Origin of the sequence: Escherichia sp. E3659 (assembly GCF_005781135.1) — a bacterium.
Taxonomy (GTDB): Bacteria; Pseudomonadota; Gammaproteobacteria; order Enterobacterales; family Enterobacteriaceae; genus Escherichia.
In genome coordinates this window covers 1-19542 of the sequence record NZ_VATQ01000026.1, presented here as the reverse complement: position 1 = coordinate 19542, position 19542 = coordinate 1, and the positions used below count along the sequence as shown (strand labels likewise).

13 protein-coding genes and 4 pseudogenes are annotated in these 19542 nt (G+C 49.8%); 7 read left to right on the top strand and 10 right to left on the bottom strand.

All coding sequences use genetic code 11. The features are described 5' to 3' along the window. Nucleotides 1-11: 11 nt before the first annotated feature. The 8 genes from FEK47_RS17225 to FEK47_RS17180 form a co-directional block, all read right to left on the bottom strand. Nucleotides 12-491, bottom strand: coding sequence for an antirestriction protein (locus FEK47_RS17225; RefSeq protein WP_135487001.1), 480 nt, complete (start codon nucleotides 489-491; stop codon nucleotides 12-14). Between the two features lie 318 nt (nucleotides 492-809). After that, nucleotides 810-1628 carry a DUF932 domain-containing protein gene (locus FEK47_RS17215; RefSeq protein ID WP_135487002.1) on the bottom strand — a complete coding sequence of 273 codons (819 nt, stop codon included), beginning with the start codon at nucleotides 1626-1628 and terminating at the stop codon, nucleotides 810-812. 89 nt (nucleotides 1629-1717) lie between these two features. Continuing rightward, the gene (locus FEK47_RS17205; protein WP_135487003.1) at nucleotides 1718-1951 is read right to left on the bottom strand and encodes a DUF905 family protein; all 234 of its coding nucleotides are present in this window, start codon (nucleotides 1949-1951) and stop codon (nucleotides 1718-1720) included. 70 nt (nucleotides 1952-2021) lie between these two features. After that, the gene (gene cah / locus FEK47_RS17200) at nucleotides 2022-4871 is read right to left on the bottom strand and encodes a calcium-binding autotransporter Cah (protein WP_135487004.1); all 2850 of its coding nucleotides are present in this window, start codon (nucleotides 4869-4871) and stop codon (nucleotides 2022-2024) included. Nucleotides 4872-5242: 371 nt separating this feature from the next. Further along, nucleotides 5243-6115: a GTPase family protein gene (locus FEK47_RS17195; RefSeq protein ID WP_135487005.1), complete on the bottom strand. Its 873-nt coding sequence runs from the start codon at nucleotides 6113-6115 to the stop codon at nucleotides 5243-5245. A gap of 98 nt (nucleotides 6116-6213) precedes the next feature. Then, the gene (locus FEK47_RS17190; RefSeq protein WP_135487006.1) at nucleotides 6214-7221 is read right to left on the bottom strand and encodes a hypothetical protein; all 1008 of its coding nucleotides are present in this window, start codon (nucleotides 7219-7221) and stop codon (nucleotides 6214-6216) included. 1447 nt (nucleotides 7222-8668) lie between these two features. Further along, nucleotides 8669-9277 carry a hypothetical protein gene (locus FEK47_RS17185; RefSeq protein ID WP_064717899.1) on the bottom strand — a complete coding sequence of 203 codons (609 nt, stop codon included), beginning with the start codon at nucleotides 9275-9277 and terminating at the stop codon, nucleotides 8669-8671. An 86-nt stretch (nucleotides 9278-9363) separates the two neighbouring features. Next, nucleotides 9364-9570: an AlpA family transcriptional regulator gene (locus tag FEK47_RS17180; protein WP_001095912.1), complete on the bottom strand. Its 207-nt coding sequence runs from the start codon at nucleotides 9568-9570 to the stop codon at nucleotides 9364-9366. A gap of 174 nt (nucleotides 9571-9744) precedes the next feature. On the opposite strand from FEK47_RS17180, the pseudogene FEK47_RS25500 reads away from it, so the two are divergent. The 5 genes and pseudogenes from FEK47_RS25500 to FEK47_RS17155 all read left to right on the top strand — a co-directional run bounded on the left by FEK47_RS25500 (nucleotide 9745) and on the right by FEK47_RS17155 (nucleotide 12739). Then, a pseudogene (locus FEK47_RS25500) lies at nucleotides 9745-9962 on the top strand (hypothetical protein). A 309-nt stretch (nucleotides 9963-10271) separates the two neighbouring features. Beyond that, complete coding sequence (hha, locus tag FEK47_RS17175) at nucleotides 10272-10484, top strand: hemolysin expression modulator Hha (protein WP_000453333.1); 213 nt, start codon at nucleotides 10272-10274, stop codon at nucleotides 10482-10484. A 632-nt stretch (nucleotides 10485-11116) separates the two neighbouring features. Beyond that, complete coding sequence (locus tag FEK47_RS17165; protein ID WP_001603511.1) at nucleotides 11117-11686, top strand: inovirus Gp2 family protein; 570 nt, start codon at nucleotides 11117-11119, stop codon at nucleotides 11684-11686. Between the two features lie 259 nt (nucleotides 11687-11945). After that, the gene (locus tag FEK47_RS17160; RefSeq protein ID WP_001603510.1) at nucleotides 11946-12329 is read left to right on the top strand and encodes a putative zinc ribbon protein; all 384 of its coding nucleotides are present in this window, start codon (nucleotides 11946-11948) and stop codon (nucleotides 12327-12329) included. Next, nucleotides 12326-12739, top strand: a complete 414-nt coding sequence (locus tag FEK47_RS17155; RefSeq protein WP_135487007.1) for a putative zinc ribbon protein — start codon at nucleotides 12326-12328, stop codon at nucleotides 12737-12739. The genes FEK47_RS17160 and FEK47_RS17155 overlap by 4 nt, the downstream gene beginning before the upstream one ends. A 429-nt stretch (nucleotides 12740-13168) precedes the next feature. Here FEK47_RS17155 and FEK47_RS17150 read toward each other — a convergent pair. Beyond that, nucleotides 13169-13531: pseudogene (locus FEK47_RS17150) on the bottom strand (transposase); the annotation flags it as partial. A gap of 145 nt (nucleotides 13532-13676) precedes the next feature. Continuing rightward, a pseudogene (locus FEK47_RS17145) lies at nucleotides 13677-15221 on the bottom strand (IS3 family transposase). 78 nt (nucleotides 15222-15299) lie between these two features. Here FEK47_RS17145 and FEK47_RS17140 point away from each other — a divergent pair. Then, nucleotides 15300-15569 (top strand): annotated as a pseudogene (locus FEK47_RS17140) (hypothetical protein); the annotation flags it as partial. 802 nt (nucleotides 15570-16371) lie between these two features. Beyond that, on the top strand, nucleotides 16372-19542 hold a 3171-nt coding region (locus FEK47_RS17135), incomplete at its 3' end, for an SslE/AcfD family lipoprotein zinc metalloprotease (protein WP_138183300.1).

Below are 19542 nucleotides of genomic sequence, written 5' to 3'. Positions count from 1 at the left end.
CCTCTCTCCATTCAGTCGATGATGCGCATAATAGCGTTGCATTCCGGATGCTGCAGGGCGTAATCCCGCAGCCGGTAATAGTGGACCGTCATGGCATAACATTCCGTACGACAGGCGTGATGGCTGTACGCCATCAGACAGGCGGCAATGCCGGCGGCTTCCGGACTCATTTCAGCGCGGTTACCGTTCATGGCATTGAACAGTCCCCATGTTTCGTCATCATCGTCATCCGGTTCGGGTGCCATAAATGCCCCGCCGTTGTTCAGGGTGTACAGATTCCAGATACCGCCACAGTAGTCTTCGCACAGACGGTCCATCCAGCCGAAGATACGGGGCTCCAGGGTCACCCACTGTGGAATGAGGCCAAAATGCTGCGGCCAGAAGCTGATGCGCTGTTCATCAGGGACGAGGGTGGCAACCAGCTGAGGTTGGTTATTCCCTGGTGCTGTAGCTGAAGAAAGATCAGTTGTGTTCTGAGAAACGACTTTCATGTGTGAAATCCTTACAATGTGAATAAATGAGAGGGAGTAAAGGTCGGGGGGCTGACAACATCACGTTCATCACTGACCGAGAGACCCGGTAATTTCAGGGATGAATGCAATTCGGCTGAAATTCCGGACAGCCGTACGCGTAATCGTTCCGGTCACAGGCGGATGGTCAGATGCCATTGCCTGTACTAAGTCTGCACAGCCTGAGTTCTCCGGGACGATAAAGCAGACGGGTACACCAGGCGCACAGGTCATCATCAGAAATGGAACGACACCCCGGCAGCGCCTCCGGGGCGTCGGGTGATTCAGGGACAGGCTGCATCAGCGCATGCTCTCCAGCAGCGTTTCTGCCATCACCCACAACGCGCGATTGAGCTTAATGTCAGTGTCGATGCTGTGAATGGCACGGGTATGGATACGTTTTCCTTTTGCACTGTGCCCGGGAATGCCGCCTTTCATCAGATTTTCCTGGATGGTCTGCCAGGCACTCCACAGGTCCTTACCGTAATCCTCCCTGCGTCGTGGTGTCAGAATGTCGGCAGTGGTGACGGGCTGATGTTCGTCACCATAACGGTAAGTCAGGGCTGCCTGTGCCAGCGCCTGACGTGCCGGTGGTGGCAGAACCAGCGACTGCATGGCATCACGCTTTTCCTCAATCTGGTCAAAAACGCCCACCACTTCGTAAGCCCCTTCGATAACTTTTTCCACCACGTTTCCCCGGTGTGGTACCCGGACTTCTCCCAGAGACTGACCACAGACAAGGCCATTGGTACAGATGGCACGAAAATATCCGGGTAACATCTGGTAGCTGGATGAACCGTCATGAGAGTTGAGCAGAATAATTTCAGGGACATGCTGACCGGTTATCTCTCCGTCCCGCCGCAGACGCAGCATGTGTTTTGTGTATTCCCGGCGACTCTGGTCACGCACACGGGTCTGGCAGGCGAAGAATGGCTGAAAGCCTTCCTGCTGCAGTTTTTCCAGGACGGTGATGGTGGGAATGTACGCATACCGCTCACTGCGGGAGGTATGCCGGCCTTCACCGAAAATACTCGGTACGTAGTGCATCAGCTCTTCGTGTGTCAGCGGACGGTCACGGCGTATCTGGTTTACATGACCAAAACGACTGGCTAATCGCATAATTGCTCCTTATGAATGATTAAGCGGTATAAATGAAAAAGCCGCGTCTTCCGGAGAAGGCGCGACCTGATGGGTGAAATGAATGACGTTTATTGTCTGAGAAGCCCTTCACTGGCGAGCCACACATTAAGCTGTTTTCCGGCGTTAGACTCAAAATTCCAGCACCGCCAGCGCAACTGACCTTCAGCATTACGGATAACCAGCTGGAAATGCGTTCCCTGGTCATCTTCAATAAACACATTGCTGTAAACCGTTGTGACGGCAACCGCCTGTTCGCGTGAGAAAGGGCCTTCGGGCAATAAACGTGATGTACAACCCGGCATATCTGTTACTCCCTGAAAGTAAAAGGCCCCGGTCATAATGACCGGGGCCTGAAGGGGAGTGACCTGATTATCAGAAAGTCACATTCAGCATGGCCTGACCGTTATAGCCTTCAGCGCTGCTGCCGCTGACACTGTGGGCATAACCGGCCTGAACGCCCAGGGTGATATTTTCCCGGACACGGGCTTCCAGTCCGGCCTGCAGGTCCAGTGACGTGCCATTCTGGGACGGTGAGAACGTCATGTTACTGCCGGCTGCGGCTGTACCCATGCTCATGTCACCCCGGGAGCTGAAGGTGCGGATAACAGAAGGCTGTACCCACCAGTTCACCGGCAGTTCACTCACACTGTGTTTTGCACTGTCGCGCAGGGTGTCACGGGATGAGGTGCCTTCACCAAAGCTCATATCGTTGTGGCTGCCCAGACGGAAGCCGGCACGCACATGTTGTGCACTGCCATGCCCGAACTTCACATAACCGGTGTTATCCTGGCCGTCATCCAGGGAGAGTCCCTGCCAGGTGTACTGCAGTTGTGGCTCCAGCATCAGATTGTCAGTGATACTGAAGGGCAGACCGGTTTCCAGTGAGCCCAGCCAGCCCCAGCCCCGGGCGCGGAAGTCGTTATTGTCCGATGACGCTTTCATGCTGTGGCGGGTTCCCTGGGCCACAATGTCAGCCCACAGGCCGGAGGATGTGTGTACCAGATTCAGGTATCCGCCCAGACTGCCGGCATCATCCCGGACCGTGCCGGCACGGGAGCCGTCATCATCCTTAACATCAACGGAAGAATGGCCTGCAGCACCATACACTCCTGTCGTCAGTGACATACCGGCAACCTCTGTTCTCAGCAGGTCACCCTCCAGACGGACGAGGCCATAGCTGCCGCTGCTTTCCGGCGTGGCCCCACGGGCAATACCACCGTTGTTATCGTGTCCGAGATGACCGCCCTGAATGCTGAGACGGACGCTGTTATTTTCACCGCTTACACCGGTCTGATGGCTGCGGGAGCCTGCCAGAATCCGGTCATAGTCCATTGCCTGTGTCAGCATGGAGGCATACAGGGGGACTTCAGCACGATAAGCATTTTCACTGCGCAGGTACCAGTCTTCATCGCTGTCACGGTTCAGAGTGTAGTTAAAGGCGCCGGCCTGAAGCGGGCGACTCAGGGCAAACGCACCTTCTTCTGTGGTGGCACCATTCTGTGCATCCACAACCCGGATACCCTGTCCGGAGGTTGCCACCCCGAGGTTACTGTTTCCGACATTTGTAAACGCAAGCCAGGTTTTGCCGGTTGCCTGACCACCATTAATCACCAGCTGGTCAGAGGCATTGCTGCCATCAAGGCGAACACGCATATTGATGGTGCCACCCTGACCGGTGAGGTTACTGGTGGTCAGTTTATGGAACGTTACCGGGGAGTCGCCTTTTGCAACAGCACGGCTCAGCGCGGCTTCTTGTGTCATCTGATTATCAAAGTGAATCTCCCCTGCGTTAACAATATCGCCGGTACTGACCACATCACCATTCAGTACCATGCTGGCGCCTTTACTGAGCTGTGTTCTGCCACTCAGACTTCCCCCGGCTGCCAGTGTCAGTGTTCCACGATGTCCGACAGTGGTGTTGCTGGCCTGTCCCCCGGCATTAACCGTAAAGCTGCCGCCATTTTCCAGCAGCAGGCCGCTGGCCTGACCGGATATGCCATCAATACTGAACTTACCGCTGGCATTGGTCCCCTCAACAGTGGCACCACTGTCTGCAATCAGGGCACCACCGGATGTCATGGTGACACCTGTTGCCTTACCACCGGCAGACACTGCCAGGGTACCGCCGTCATCCACCAGTGTTTTCCAGGCTGAATGGCCCTCCAGTACATCCAGACGACCGCCATTTTCCAGAACGACGTTATCTGCCATGCCATTTCCCACGGAGAAATTCCCCAGACGGTTTGTGCCGGTGACAGTTGCAGCAGTACTGGTAACCAGTGCACCGCCCGTGTTCTGGATGACTGCAGTGGCTTCCCCGCCAGCATGTACCCTCAGTTCACCGTTCTGATTTATGGTGGTGTTACCAGCAGCGCCACCTGCCTTAACAACCTGCCAGCCCCCCTCGTTAATTACCGTGTTCAGCACCAGTCCGTCCTTGTGCACATACTGGTAACCGCCATTCAGTGTGGTATTCAGAGCCCTTCCGTGTACCGACTGGTCACCACCTGCGTAAATGAGAGTGTCACGGGCTATCCCGGAAGATAAGATAATCTGCCGTCCATTTTTGTTGATGGTGGTAGATTCTGCTGTTCCCTGGACCTTCTGACCCGTGTCCGAGTTGTCAGAATCCGGGCCGCCTTCTGAGCCGGTGTTGATGATGGTTCCTGTTGCCAGTCCGCCACTTTTAACGCTCTGGTAACCGTCGCGGTTAATAATTGTACCGGTGGCAACCCCGCCTTCATGAACCCACTGCTCGCCTCTGTTAATCAGTGTGGTGTTCACCGCCAGTCCGTTCAGGCTCTGCCCCCCGCCGTCACGAATAACCGTATCACTGGCTGTTCCCCCCTCCAGCACTACCTGACGACCATTTGTGGTGACAGTGGTGTTTCTGGCTGTGCCGCCACTCTGTATCCATTGCCCACCGGTGTTTTCTTCACTGTCCGGCCCCAGTTCCAGCCCGGTACTGATGGTCATTCCGTTGGCTGAACCGAAGACAATCTGGTTGTCGTGATTTGCCAGTGTTCCGCCGTTCACGGTTTCTCCTGCCTGTACAACCGTGTCAGCAGCCAGTGCCGGAACTGACGTGACAGCCGCAAGAGATAGTGCAACCGCCACACCGGCGCGTTTTCCCCGTGAGCGGGCCAGTTCGGAAGCCACCACCAGGGTGCCTGTAATGTGATTCCATACCAGCCTGTAGCTGGTGTTCAGATGTCGTTTCATCAGCTTTTCCTTACAGAGGGTGAATAAAAAAGCCGGTACCCACAAAAGTGGATACCGGCAGGTACAAAATAGCATGGTCAGATAAAGTGGTTTTTCCCGGATATAAACGCTCCCCCTCTCTCATCCGCCAGAGAAGTATCAGTCCGTTGTGTGCAATTCCGTTCTGCATGATGAAGAGATTCAGCTGCCTTTACGCAGGCCATTAACCACTATAAATGATCGATAGTAACGATCGATACCTGTTTAATCGATCGTTTTATTCTATTGATAGCAGGACTGTCACGCAAGAGAAACAGGAGGGTGTGAGGTGTTTGTGTCATGTTTTCAGTTGGTTAACGCAATGTAATCATGCATTTCCCCTGGCAGACTGTTCAGAAGAAAATCCAGTTCCATACCGCGCGGGCAACAGAGACCACCGTGTCACGGACGGCACGCAGAACCGTGCGTGCAACAGAGGCAACACAGACGCTCTCCGCCGTGTCAAATATCCGGTCCACCGCACCGGTAAACTGTTCACGGGCCTGAGACCGGACAGACTCCGTGCGCAGCTCGCCCTGCAGGCGGGTCATCAGGGGGCTGGCGGCATGGTCGGGAAGCGCTGTCATGAGCGCACTGACCAGTGTATCCAGTTCCCAGCCAGTGCGGGCCGATACGGCAACAACCGGATGTACGGGCCGGAACAACCGGAATACCGCATCTGTTTTCTCACGAATGTTCTGTTCTTGTGCGGGAGAAGGCTGAATACCTGCCATATCCCATTCATGGCAGGGCTCCGTTTTGTCGGCCTGCGTCACCACAAACAGCACCTGCTGATGTCCCCGGTGCAGTATGTGTCGCCAGAAATACTCATCCATAGACAGGGCACGGTCATCGGCTTTAATCAGCCACAGTACCAGGTCCAGTTCAGGCAGAATGTCACGGTACAGGGCTTCATACTCTGCATCCCTGTCCCGGCTCTCGCCCACCCCGGGCAGGTCAGTGATAACCATGCTGTGACCATGGCCACTCAGACGGAAGCGCCGCACTTCCCGGGTGCCGGCGTGAACATCACTGACCGGGGTGACCTCCCCCTGAAACAGTGCATTACAGAGTGAGGATTTACCGGCCCCGCTTTTACCCATAATGCCAATCACGGGTTCGTGACTGGTGAGTTTGCGCAGATGTTCCAGGATGTGACGGGAAAGTGAATAAGGCAGGGAGGAGAGCGGTTTTTCAATTGCCTCAATGGCATCAGACGGATTCATACATGTATTCCCGGTGAAAAAAGACAAAACCCCGCGCACCGGAAAGGTGGCGGGGATCCCCGGAGATAATATCTGTCTGAAATTATTTTGAATGTGCTTCAGAATTTGTCGTCAGCCGGGTTTTTTGTTTCTGTGTGGTTGTGTTGCATGCAAAAATGTTCCTGATAGTACTCATTAATCAGTTTCTCCAGCATATCTCCAATACGCAATCTGTTGTGTTCCGCCATTAAATCGAGCCGGGTTTTAGTTTCGTTTTTCAGATAAGTGTTGATTGCTTTTTTATCTGTACGGGATTTACGTAATTTTTGCTGATTCCAGGCTTTATTCAGATTAAGCAAAAACAAACGTCTGCTGTCAGGTGCATCCCAGACATCGAGAGCTGCCTGTAAAGCCAGAGCGCGTTCTGAATGGCTGACAGGAGAGAACCATTGAGTCAGTAGAGGACCTGTATTCCCGAAAGAACCGAATGTTCCGGACTGGTGTTTTTTCAGAGATTCCCAGGCCCACAATACAGCGTCCACATCGTTATCCGGCAACCATTTTAATGGTAACGGTCTGGCGAAGACTGTTTTCCATTTTTGTTTCAGATTCTCCATCAGTGTTTTTTTTCTGTGCATCACTGGAGGTGCAGGGAAAATAAGCTCATCCATAAATGCGATGATAAGGTTTATTCTGTCCTGATGATTTGTTGGTGACAGACTTAAATTTAAACGCTGATACCAGGTGGTGGAAAGACCGTCGCGCAGGTTTTCATTGCTGTAGTCACACATGTATTTTAGCTCAATGTCATCCATGTTGTGGATTGTTGCCCATAACCAGAATGTGGCTCTCTCATTCTTTTTCAACCAGTTGAATGATTCATCCGGAAGAATATTTTCTTCCCGCTTACTCTCCAAGGCGAACATTAAACTTTTTATGGCAAATTCATTGGGCGCATATTTGTGAATTGCGTTGTTTAATTCATATCTGCAAATTTCGATATCCTGACAGGGGATATCAGGAAAGTTATTAAATTCGGTTTTTAAAACTTTTGTATAAAATTTACACACCCGCAAATCCCGGGTTTTTACAGGTCCTGTGGGGTCGTATGGATATTCTTTAGCCATTATCTGATGTCTCAAACAAACTACGTAGTGATACTTTTAGTAGTGATACAATGGTTTTGTTGTGTTCGTCAAGTCACTTAAAAATCACTCTGGTAGTCATCCTGTAGTGATATTGTGTTAATCCAGGGGCTTTTATAAGGTTTTTAACAGGTTGTATCATGGTGCTCATTGGCGTGTTTTGCTGATGTTTTCGCTGTTGAAAGCTCTTTTAAGCAGGTTTTCCTGTTGTTTGTCAGGGGCAGAGGCGATATGAGGTGGTCAGCACCAACCATCTCTTCGGTAATATTCCGGAAGAGAGTTTTTTACTTTATCTGGTTGCATGGTGATGATGAGAAGTTGTGACAGTGTCGCTTCCTTATTGCCTGCAAAACAGGGGAGGTATCCGTATCGGAGGCTATTAACAGGAATGCGCAGTGTTACCGGGGGATGTATGTATTTTTAATGTACTTTGTCAGATTGATGTATTTTTGGGGCGTGATGAGGGTATTACAACGGAAGCGGTCCACAACGCAATAAAATGTACTGTTGCTTTCAGGAGGGTACAATACACTGGCTGAAAACAGTGATGATATCGCCATAATTGTCTGTCCTGATTTATTAAGGTTTGGAGCGAATATTACTGTGCAGAAATCATGTTTTTATACACTTTAGTATACGGTCCGCATTTGAATGTTATCTGACGAACGTATTGGCGGAATTGCAGGAAATCCGGGAGAAACTGCTCAGGATAAATGTTCTGGTTACTCTGAATAAAAGACAAATTTTATGTTGTTATTTTTCAACGGAGCAAATTCTGTAAGGAGAAAGGAAGCGATGCTGTAAAGGAAAGATTATTTCTGTGCAGGCGTGAAAAAACGACTTACAGGTTTTTTTCTGGTTAAGTAACTTTTGATGATGTCCCGGTATACATTCAGGGCACGACAGATAGTGCATTGGCTTTTTTATTATCCTTTGCTGGACTGGTATTCAGCACGTAAATCTGGATGAGAGGGGACATATCAGATGTAAGCGGGCGCATGTGATTATGCTGAGTGACAATTCAGAAATCTGAACGCAGAGAATTAATGAGGGGATTTGGCATTTTTTCAGTATGGACAGATGAGCGTCAACAGGCTCTCGTTAACATCTGCGTATTTTCATTGGTGGTATATGTAAATCATGTTGTCAGCGGATGCAGATACGCCAAAAAAGTTATAATGCTTCAGTGTGATACACATATTATTATTCAATGTGAGCTGGCCCCCTGAATCTCCAGACAACCAGTATCACTTAAATAAATGATAGTCTTACTACTGGTTTTTAGACCAGTCATTGGAGAACAGATGATTGATGTCTTAGGACCGGAGAAACGTTAACGGGCGGAGTTCCGCTGTGCTTTGCTGTCGGGGCAGCCGGGAGTATCCTCTGCTGCCCCGGAATTGTACCTTCCGGTATCACTAAAGGGCCATCAGTAGTGAGCAGTATCAACCGTTGTGCGGTATGCCAGAAGTACATACTGATCCATCAGATACGTCAGGGGTTCATTTTCAGTCTGTCGTTCGATGACCCATTCCGCCAGTTCTTTTTCTGATTTGCGCTTCAGATTCTCTGTCCAGTCTTTCAGGCTGTTGCCGATCATTAAGTCATACCAGCACAACCAGACCAGCTTGAGGCGTAGTTCGGTACCACTGAACTGACGAAAGAGGCTGATCAGTCTGTTTGCCAGAGAGTGCTGTCCCAGGCGCTCACATTCAGATAACAGAACACCTTCCAGCATCGGATGATGCACAAGCAAATGCTCAGTGGTACATAAACTCACCACCAAATCATCGTCCAGGGGCGGTATGGCTTTTTTATCATTACCGTTAATGATCCGGTGCAGGCTCTGGGGAACAATGGCGATCTCAGGTTTTTCACCATTGAATGATATCCATCCGGCCATCAGATTATGGAAGTAATAGATGTTCGGATGGCACATCCCCCAGGATACGGCGTGTCGGGTGAAGCCGGTCAGCCATTTCTGGTAGCTTTCGTGCAGCGATTCGTAACGGGTCTGATACTGTGGTTTCATTTTCATATTCCTTACGGGGTATAACAGGCAGCAGAATGCCCCGGCAGGCCGGAAATTGCGTCTGCTGCAGGTGAACGGATAACGGTTAAGAATTACGGACGGGATTGTGCAATACGCGCCTGCAACCAGGCTTCCACTTCGCTTTTCAGCCAGCGGGAACTGCGGCCCAGTTTGATGGGAGCAGGAAAGGCACCATCTTTGATGAGCTTATAAAACCACTTATCGGTTAAGCCGGTCAGTTGAGTGATAAATGCCATGTCGACCATCTGGTCATCCATCAGCGAAACTGGGGTATTCATGAAAATGTTCCTCCGGATGTTGTTAATCTCAACCGGCGTTGGTGATGAAAACAACGCACCACCTTCACCGGCATAACAACCGGGAAGAAACGTAAAAAATGAGTAGGGGAATGTTCCTGCCGGGAGATAAACAGGGAGCATGATGCTGAGATACCCGGTGGCTACCGCGAAACGATGCTTCTCGCGCGTACGCACGACAGAGAAGGTATGATTTTCGGGAGGACGAGGGGAAGAGCCGTCGTTCTGATAATTGCAGAGTTATTTACGGGGCGGTTACGGTGGGGCAGCCCGTGCTTGGTGGGCAGGCGACAGGTACCACCGATGGGATAAGACTGTCTGATTGGTATTATAAATATATAAGAGAGATCAAATACATGAGTTCATATATGTGAAATAAACACTGTGAGTGTAATCAGTGGGCATGAGAGCGCAGTAGCAACAGATTGCGTTGTACCCACAGGGCTATCCCTGATAGCTGGCGTATAACCTGCGTATATAAAACGTACCTGCAACCCACGTGAACAGAGTGCATTAAGCATCCGCCTGAGCGGTAAGTGTATCCGACCTGGTGAGTGACAGTCTGAGAGAGCGGTTAAGTGCTGGCATGGGAGTAATGAGTTTGGGGAGGGTACCAGAATGCCAGTCTGGTGCGGTATGCTTACAGTATCACGTTAATTGCAGCATAAAGTGATGAGAGGCTAATGGAAGTTAAAACCAAAGAAGACTGGCTGTATCAGTTCCGTCGTTGTTCATCCCGGGAGACGCTGGAAAAAGTGATTTCCCACACTCGTTATAAACTTACCCCTGCGGAGCTGGAAGCCTTCAACTCTGCGGTCGATCACCGGCTGGCAGAACTAACCATGAACAAACTTTACGATCGCGTTCCGGCTTCTGTCTGGAAATATGTCACCTGAACGTTCGGCAATCACAGCGGTATTGCGCCAGGTGTTATTTGCTCTGTGATTCTTTTTGGCTCTTCTCAGGTTGTTAAAAGCTGAATATGTTCCTGTTGTCGGGAGCCAGGATAATACCGGGAACGTTAAGCGGTATAGCGACAACAAAGAATTCGAAATCAAAAGGGAATGGTGTCCGGAGGTGTGGGTGGTCATAGGCTGATTTTCGGCATTACCGACCTCTGTTGAGGTTTTCTCGTATTTACCGGGGATCCGGTGCGTTACTGTCTGGCACAGCAAACGCAGAGGCGGCGGGGCGTTCTGCCCCGTTGATTCCGGATAATCCCTCCCCTGTAACCTACTGCAACAGTACAAATACACTGACGCCTGAAACGACAGCCAGAATCAGCACAAGCCACAATCCCTGCACACCGTTTTGCGTATCACCATAACGCCCTCCTCACAGTTTTATCCGTAACCGGCTTTTTGCATTAAAAAAACAACGCTGAAAATTCAACCGTCAGCCCGGAGACGACAGTTGGGGTATCACAGAGTGCCTGAGACATTGTCCGGTTGGAGATCACTTCAGGGACTCTGCACATTTTTTACAGCGTGGTTATTCCGTATGAACGAAACCATACGGAGATTTAACCATGACATACGAGTACAACCCCTTCTGGCAACAACGTATCCGTGAGACGGTGCTGCGCGCACTGGATGTTCATCCCCGCCTGACGGCATTGCGGGTTGACCTGCGTCTCCCGGATGTACCGGCAGCAACGGACGCAGCTGTGATATCCCGCTTCATCAATGCCCTGAAAGCCCGAATCGACGCTTACCAGAAGCGTAAGCGCCGTGAAGGTAAACGCGTACATCCCACGACCCTGCATTACGCCTGGGCCCGGGAATTCGGGGAGCTTAAAGGCAAAAAACACTATCACCTCCTGCTGCTGGTTAACCGGGATACCTGGTGTCGTGCCGGCGATTACCGCGCTCCGGGATCACTGGCCGGGATGATTAAACAGGCCTGGTGCAGTGCCCTGGGGGTGGATACCGGATGCTATGCCACGCTGGTGCATTTTCCGGCCTGGCCGGCGGTGTGGCTGGAACGCGATGATGATGCTGGTTTACGGGATATGCTGAAGCGTGCTGACTATCTCGCGAAAGAGTACACCAAAGTCAACGGCACCGGTGAGCGCAATTTTGGCTGTAGCCGGAGTTGAGCACGACTAGTGCGCCAATACCCGGCAAACCAAAAGCATGGGCTGTTGTCTGGCGGCAACGATGTATCCACTCGCCCACTGACTGTTTTTTACGCCAGAGCGCCATTGTGTGACAACCACAGTGCTGTAACAGCAACCAGCCTGCTTTACCCAAACCCCAGTCCAGATTTTAACTGAACCGCCATTCACACCCTGACCATGCTGTCCGTACCAGGACGGCTGTTGCCTGCGTGTCGTCTGGCGGCTGAGGAATATGACTATGTACGCAAAATCCTTTCTCGCACTTGATGGCAACGGACGTCTGACTGGTGCCCGTACCGCACAGATTGCGCCATACGATCGTTATACCTGCCATCTTTGTGGCAGTGCTCTCAGATACCATCCGCAATACGACACTGAACGTCCCTGGTTTGAACACACTGACGAAGGGCTGACAGAGCACGGTCATGAGTGCCCTTATGTCAGACCGGAGCGCAGAGAAATACAGTTGATTAAACGTCTGCAGCAATGGGTACCGGATGCTTTACCTGTAGTGCGTAAAGCCAGCTGGCACTGCAGACAATGTCGCCACGATTATTATGGGGAACGCTATTGTACACATTGTCATACAGGGCGTTTCAGTGAGGAGGCAGCAGCAGGATGAACGGTATAAACACGGGGCTGGGGATCACGCCGGGTGAGCACATTATCAGTGCAGACTCTGCGCTCAGCAGAAATATCCGGCATTGTTTCTGCCTTTCCTGTCATGGCCGGTTGATTTTGCAGACAGATGCTCAGGAGACGTGGTTTGAGCACGATTTACATGCCCTGACCGCGCAACAGAAGGCAGCCTGCGTGGTGCTGAATCCGGAAAAATCCCATCCTTACATTGAAGATATGGCGATATTTTTGTCACCATTATCGGTCGTGCTGGAGTGGCATTGTGTGATGTGCGAGAGGCTTTTTCATGGGAAGAAGTTCTGTGAGGCCTGTGGTTCGGGGATTTATTGCAGAGCGACATGTACGAAGTATGTTTACAGGTACCAGCCAGATTTGCATCGGGACCTGGAGTGAGGGAGATGCAACATAATTACTTGGTCATGCCAGTTATGCCCCTGCCGGATCCGTGCGTGGTCCGGCGCTTTGTTCCGCGGATGGTGGTTCACTGGCTGTGTCTGCTGATGATCCTCTTTATGCACCATTCTGACAGGAGAAAAGAGATACATCGACGAACATAATCACCTGATGGCAAATGTTTGTGCCATTCAACGAAGTTACACAGAATGGTCATTGTCACTGGTTATGGCAGAAATTGCCCGGTAATGACCAGGCAAACCATCTGTATTTCAACGGATTTTTACGAACCGATGAAGTTATGTCAGTTGAAACTTTATACGGGATTGCCTTCAGTACACGGTAAGTGTTAACGGAGCACCGTATTGACGGTTATTTATTGGTGAGTGCTATGTTCCATGGCAGGAGTTCGTCAATATGGTTGGAAGGTCATTCCGGCAGCACGCTCAGGATGTAGCAGATACGCTTCCGGATCGATGCTGTTCAGACGGCAAGCCCCGATTAGTTCGTATAACAGTGTACCGCGCTCATACCCGATGGCGTACAGTTGACTGATACGTTTCAGGGGCTCTTCCGCTGTCGCACTTTTGGTACTGACGTATACGATACATCATGGATTTTGCGTCGGGCATGAGTCTGGCATCCCTATTCTGTCAGTGTGCCGCCTTCACGTTCGGCACTGAACAGCCGATCGTAACAGCTGAACGCATCTATCTGAGGGGGACCCCGGAATGGGCTAAGGTGTTGCTCCGTATGTTTTCCCTGATGGTCCGGTGAGTAGGCGAATTAGACTACTCAGTTCCAGCTGTTCCGTTTTTAATCGAGATAGATGCGTTCATTACATTTTGACGGTGTTCCCCCGTCGATCACGGAAGATGAACAGGGGACCGGACAGCGTTTTTCAAGGTAGTTGTCGCCTGATGTAATAAAATTACAGTTATGCCGCTTCTTTTTCTGGATTCAGATAAACTGCCTGAATGAGTTCCCAGTCACGCAACTGTTTGCTCCAGCGCTCAGGATGACGTTTGCGAGCTTCGCGATAAACTTTTTTTCTGGCTTCCAGTATTTGTGCGTCAATTCCGCGATGGCGTTCATCCGGAGTAACATACTTAATACCGCTGTGCTTGTGTTCCAGGTTGTACCATCGCGTGAACCTGCTTAACCAACTTCTGGCTTCATCTATGGTTCGAAAACCATTCTCTGGCCACCATAGACAATACTTAATCGTCCGGAAGAGCGATTCGGAATAAGGGTTATCATTGCTGACCCGGGGACGGGAATAAGAACTTAATACGCCAAGAGCGTACATTTTTGCCAGTAACGTACAACTGCGCATTGGTCCTCCGTTATCAGAATGAAGCACGAGATTGCGGGATGAACATTTTTCATTCCATACAGCACGTTGAAGCAGTTCTGCCTCATATTGCCCAGATTCTTTCGTAAATACTTCGGCAGCTATAATTTTTCGGCTATAAATATCGACGATCATTTAGAGATAAAAATGCTGCCCCTTAACCCACGATGGGATATAACTAATATCCCAGCTCCACACCTGGTTGGGGGCTACAGCTTTGAGTACTTCAGGCCGCTTATATTGGTGTTCACGGGTTCTCCTTGTCAGTTGGTTAGCTGATTTTAATACGCGATAAAAAGTTGATTTTGACGCGATATAAACCCCCTGTCGGCAAGAGTCGGAACAATAATATTCGGAGACAATGATGCAAACTCCGGAGAATTGCATACATCAAGTATTCTTAATCTTTCTGTTTCTGACAGTTTATTCCCCGGGGTACGCCTTGATGCACCTGGTCTCTGATCTGCATGAACCACACCACCCTGCATCCAACGTTGAAGTGTTCTGACTGAAATACCAATACACTGGCAGGCTTGTGTTTTTCTCGCTCCTGAACTGACAGCCTCGCTGACCAGATTAATAATCTTCTGCCGCTCTGGAACTCTGGAAGAGGAGTCAGCCTTCCTCGCTGTTGTCCCAGAGGGCATTGAACTTTTCCCTTAACATCAAAAGAGCAGCTGCTTCCGCCAGAGCTTTATCTTTACGGAGAAGTTCTTTTTCCAGTTCCCGTAACCGGGTCTTTGCTTCGCGTAATTCTTTATCAGCACGGCGACTTTCTGCCATTTTCATTTCATGAGCCTGAATGGATATAGCTCTCCATTCTTTAACTTGCTCAACAAATAACCCCATTCTCCGACAATAATCAGCCAGTTCCATTTCAGATAATGTTGCAGTTTCAATTACAACAGAAAATCGTCGCTCCGGTGTCCATTCATTTCCATCGACAGAAGATATTTTTTCATTTTCAGGTAACAGGCCTTGTTGCACCAGTTCAAGTCTCCATCTTGCTATTACTGAAGGGCTCAGGTCCAGTTTACGAGCAATATGCCGTATGGACCAACTATAAGGTGGTAATAACCAGGTAACGCCCTGTTCTTTTATATCAATTGGTACTGCATGTGCGGGCATAGTCTCTCTCCTGTGTAAAAATCTAGGCGACAACTATGCTGACACAGGGGGTTATTGAGTGATCTCCTTTCATGAAAATACGCAGTTCTGACTCAGCCCACGTCATTCAGTCAGGAGGACTGGGAGAACCGCAGTTTTACCTTTGACAGGCTGTCACTGAAGAACACTGATTTTGGTCTTGGTCGCAATGCCACGCTGAACACCACGCTTGAAGCAACAGATTCGATTGTCACACTGGGCGACAGCCGGGTTTTTATCGACAAAAACGATGGTAACGGTACGGCCTTTACGCTGGAAGAAGGCACATCAGAAGCGGTGAAGGATGCAGCTCGTAGTGTGTTTAATGGCAATGCTGTCTTAATTCCTGAGAGGATATGATGAAGCATCGGCGTCATACACCTCCCTGAACGCAGCGTCACCCGTGATAACACTCTTTGTGGAATAGCCGTTGCGAGGCCTCCAGGGTTAGTGTTTATAGCCGAGAGAAAAACTCTGTATCTGCATCATACTGCACTATTGACATAAACATATATTAACAGCGCATAAATCACAAAGTAAGTGATGTTGCTCAATCCTCTTCGCTTAAATCTGAAAAAAACACTGCAGGATCGTTATTTATTATTCTAACAATACGAGGGTCTGCTACTTTATAAAGGATTACTGGCTTACCACCGACATCACTTGGAGTGGTCCCCTTTTTTGACAACCTGCATGTCTTACTGGGCTTTAATTTTATTACGGGTACCTTGAGCACTTATTTTGAATAATTTTAAACATCTTTGTTGACAATGTTATCCTTATCTAATCTGTAAACGTAAGGGAAAATAATGTTGTCGCACCTCCGCCAAGAACAAGAATATATTAATAGTGTTCATGCAATGAGCAAACACTGTACTATCTGTTGCTTTTGCAATCTTAATCGTTAACACTACCAACGAACTTATATAGTTACATTGCGAAAGATTGTTGATTTTTTTATTTTGTAAAAACACCTGCCAGATCTCATATAGAGGTATTTTTATATTTTTTCCTATTTTGTTATCAATGATGCCTTTTTCTTAAGAGTGGAGGAAGTTATTAGAGAAGATAAAGCATAAAACTATTTATAGTGGTTGTTAATTTCAATATTATATTATCACTTGGGTTATTAATGAATAAAAAATTTAAATATAAAAAATCGCTTTTAGCGGCTATTTTAAGCGCAACCTTATTAACCGGTTGTGATGGCGGCGGTTCAGGTTCTTCCTCTGATACGCCGCCTGTAGATTCTGGAACAGGGGCTTTGCCGGAAGCGAAACCCGATCTAGCGCCAAACCCGGAGCCGACACCAGTACCGGAGCCGACACCAGTACCGGAGCCAAAACCTGTTCCCACGAAAACCGGTTATCTGACCCTGGGCGGAAGCCTGCGGGTAACTGGTGCTACCTGTAATGGTGAATCCAGCGACGGCTTTACCTTTACGCCAGGCAATACAGTGAGTTGCATGGTTGGCAGTACGACCATTGCCACTTTCAACACTCAGTCAGAAGCTGCGTGTAGCCTGCGTGCGGTTGACAAAGAGTCGTTTAGCTTGGAGGATGCACTGGAGTTGGCGGATTCTGCAAATAAGAAAACTAATGCGGTTTCGCTGGTTACGTCCAGTAATAGTTGCCCTGCTGATGCAGAACAGATCTGTCTGACCTTCTCATCAGTAGTTAATCGCGCACGCTTTGAAAAACTCTATAAGCAAATTGATCTGGCAACAGACAATTTCAGCAAGCTGGTCAATGAAGAGGTGGAAAACAATGCTGCGACTGATAAAGCGCCATCCACTCATACCTCTCCGGTCGTGCCAGTCACCACGCCGGGAACAAAACCGGATCTGAACGCTTCCTTCGTGTCGGCCAACGCGGAGCAGTTTTATCAGTATCAACCTACTGAAATCATTCTCTCCGAAGGTCGCCTGGTGGATAGCCAGGGATATGGTGTTGCTGGCGTCAACTACTACACCAGCTCAGGCCGTGGCGTAACTGGCGAAAACGGCAAATTCAACTTCAGCTGGGGCGAAACCATCTCCTTTGGTATCGACACCTTTGAACTGGGCTCAGTACGCGGCAATAAGTCGACTATTGCGTTGACTGAGCTGGGCGACGAAGTTCGCGGCGCGAATATTGATCAGCTTATTCATCGCTATTCGACGACCGGGCAAAATAATACCCGTGTTGTTGCGGACGATGTACGCAAGGTCTTTGCCGAATATCCCAACGTGATCAACGAGATTATCAATCTCTCGTTGTCCAATGGCGCTACGCTGGATGAAGGCGATCAAAATGTTGTGCTGCCAAACGAATTTATCGAGCAGTTTAAGACGGGTCAGGCCAAAGAGATCGATACCGCGATTTGTGCGAAAACCGACGGCTGTAACGAGGCTCGCTGGTTCTCGCTGACGACGCGCAATGTTAATGACGGCCAGATTCAGGGCGTTATCAACAAGCTGTGGGGCGTGGATGAAGATTACAAATCGGTGACGAAATTCCACGTCTTCCATGACTCTACCAACTTCTATGGTAGCACCGGTAATGCGCGCGGTCAGGCAGTGGTGAATGTCTCCAACGCGGCCTTCCCGATTCTGATGGCGCGTAATGATAAAAACTACTGGCTGGCCTTCGGCGAAAAACGCGCCTGGGATAAAAACGAGCTGGCGTACATTACTGAAGCGCCTTCCATTGTGCGCCCGGAGAACGTGACACGCGAAACTGCCACTTTCAACCTGCCGTTTATCTCGCTGGGGCAAGTCGGCAAAGGTAAGCTGATGGTTATCGGTAACCCGCACTACAACAGCATTCTGCGTTGCCCGAACGGTTACAGCTGGGAAGGCGGCGTTGATAAAAGCGGTCAGTGTATGCGTAACAGTGATTCAAATGACATGAAGCACTTTATGCAGAACGTGTTGCGCTATCTGTCCGACGATAAATGGACGCCGGACGCGAAAGCCAGCATGACCGTAGGCACCAACCTGGATACCGTCTATTTCAAACGTCATGGTCAGGTTACAGGAAACAGTGCTGAGTTCGGCTTCCATCCGGATTTCGCGGGTATCTCCGTTGAGCATTTAAGTAGCTATGGCGATCTCGATCCGCAGAAAATGCCGCTGCTGATCCTTAACGGCTTTGAGTATGTGACTCAGGTGGGGGGCGATCCCTATGCAGTGCCTCTGCGTGCAGATACCAGCAAACCGAAGCTGAGCCAGCAGGATGTGACCGATCTAATCGCCTATCTGAACAAAGGTGGCTCGGTGCTGATCATGGAAAACGTGATGAGCAATCTTAAGGAAGAGAGCGCGTCTGGCTTTGTGCGCCTGTTGGATGCCGCAGGTCTGTCGATGGCTCTTAACAAGTCGGTGGTGAATAACGATCCTCAGGGATATCCGGATCGCGTTCGTCAGTTGAATGAAAAAGGGATGTGGGTCTATGAACGTTATCCGCTGGTAGAAGGTGAACTGCCGTACACCATTGATGAAAAAACGAAAGAAGTTATCTGGAAATATCAGATTGATAACAAACCAGATAAGAAACCGAAACTGGAAGTTGCCAGCTGGCAAGAAGAGGTTGATGGTGAACAAGTAACTCAATACGCATTTATTGATGTTGCTAAACATCCAACTGATGAGTCTCTGAAAGCCGCAAAAGATAAGATCTTTGCAGCGTTCCCGGGGCTGAAGGAGTGTAAGGACTCGACATACCACTACGAGGTCAACTGTCTGGAATACCGTCCTGGCACGGGTGTTCCTGTGACGGGGACAATGTATGTTCCGCAGTATACGCAACTGAATCTTGACGCCGACACCGCGAAAGCGATGGTGCAGGCTGCGGATTTAGGCACCAACATTCAGCGTCTGTATCAGCATGAGCTCTACTTCCGGACCAATGGTCGCAAAGGTGAGCGTCTGAACAGCGTCGATCTGGAACGTCTGTACCAGAACATGTCGGTCTGGCTGTGGAATAAAATTGAATACCGCTATGAAAGCGGCAAGGACGACGAGCTGGGCTTTAAAACGTTCACCGAGTTCCTGAACTGCTACGCCAACAATGCCTATACTGGCGGCACGCAGTGTTCTGATGAGCTGAAAAAATCGCTTGTCGATAACAAGATGATCTACGGTGAAAGTAGCGGCAAAGCGGGCATGATGAACCCAAGCTATCCGCTCAACTATATGGAAAAACCGCTGACGCGCCTGATGCTGGGGCGTTCCTGGTGGGATCTGAACATCAAAGTTGATGTCGAGAAGTATCCGGGAGCAGTATCGGCTGAAGGTGAGAATGTTACTGAAACCATCAGCCTG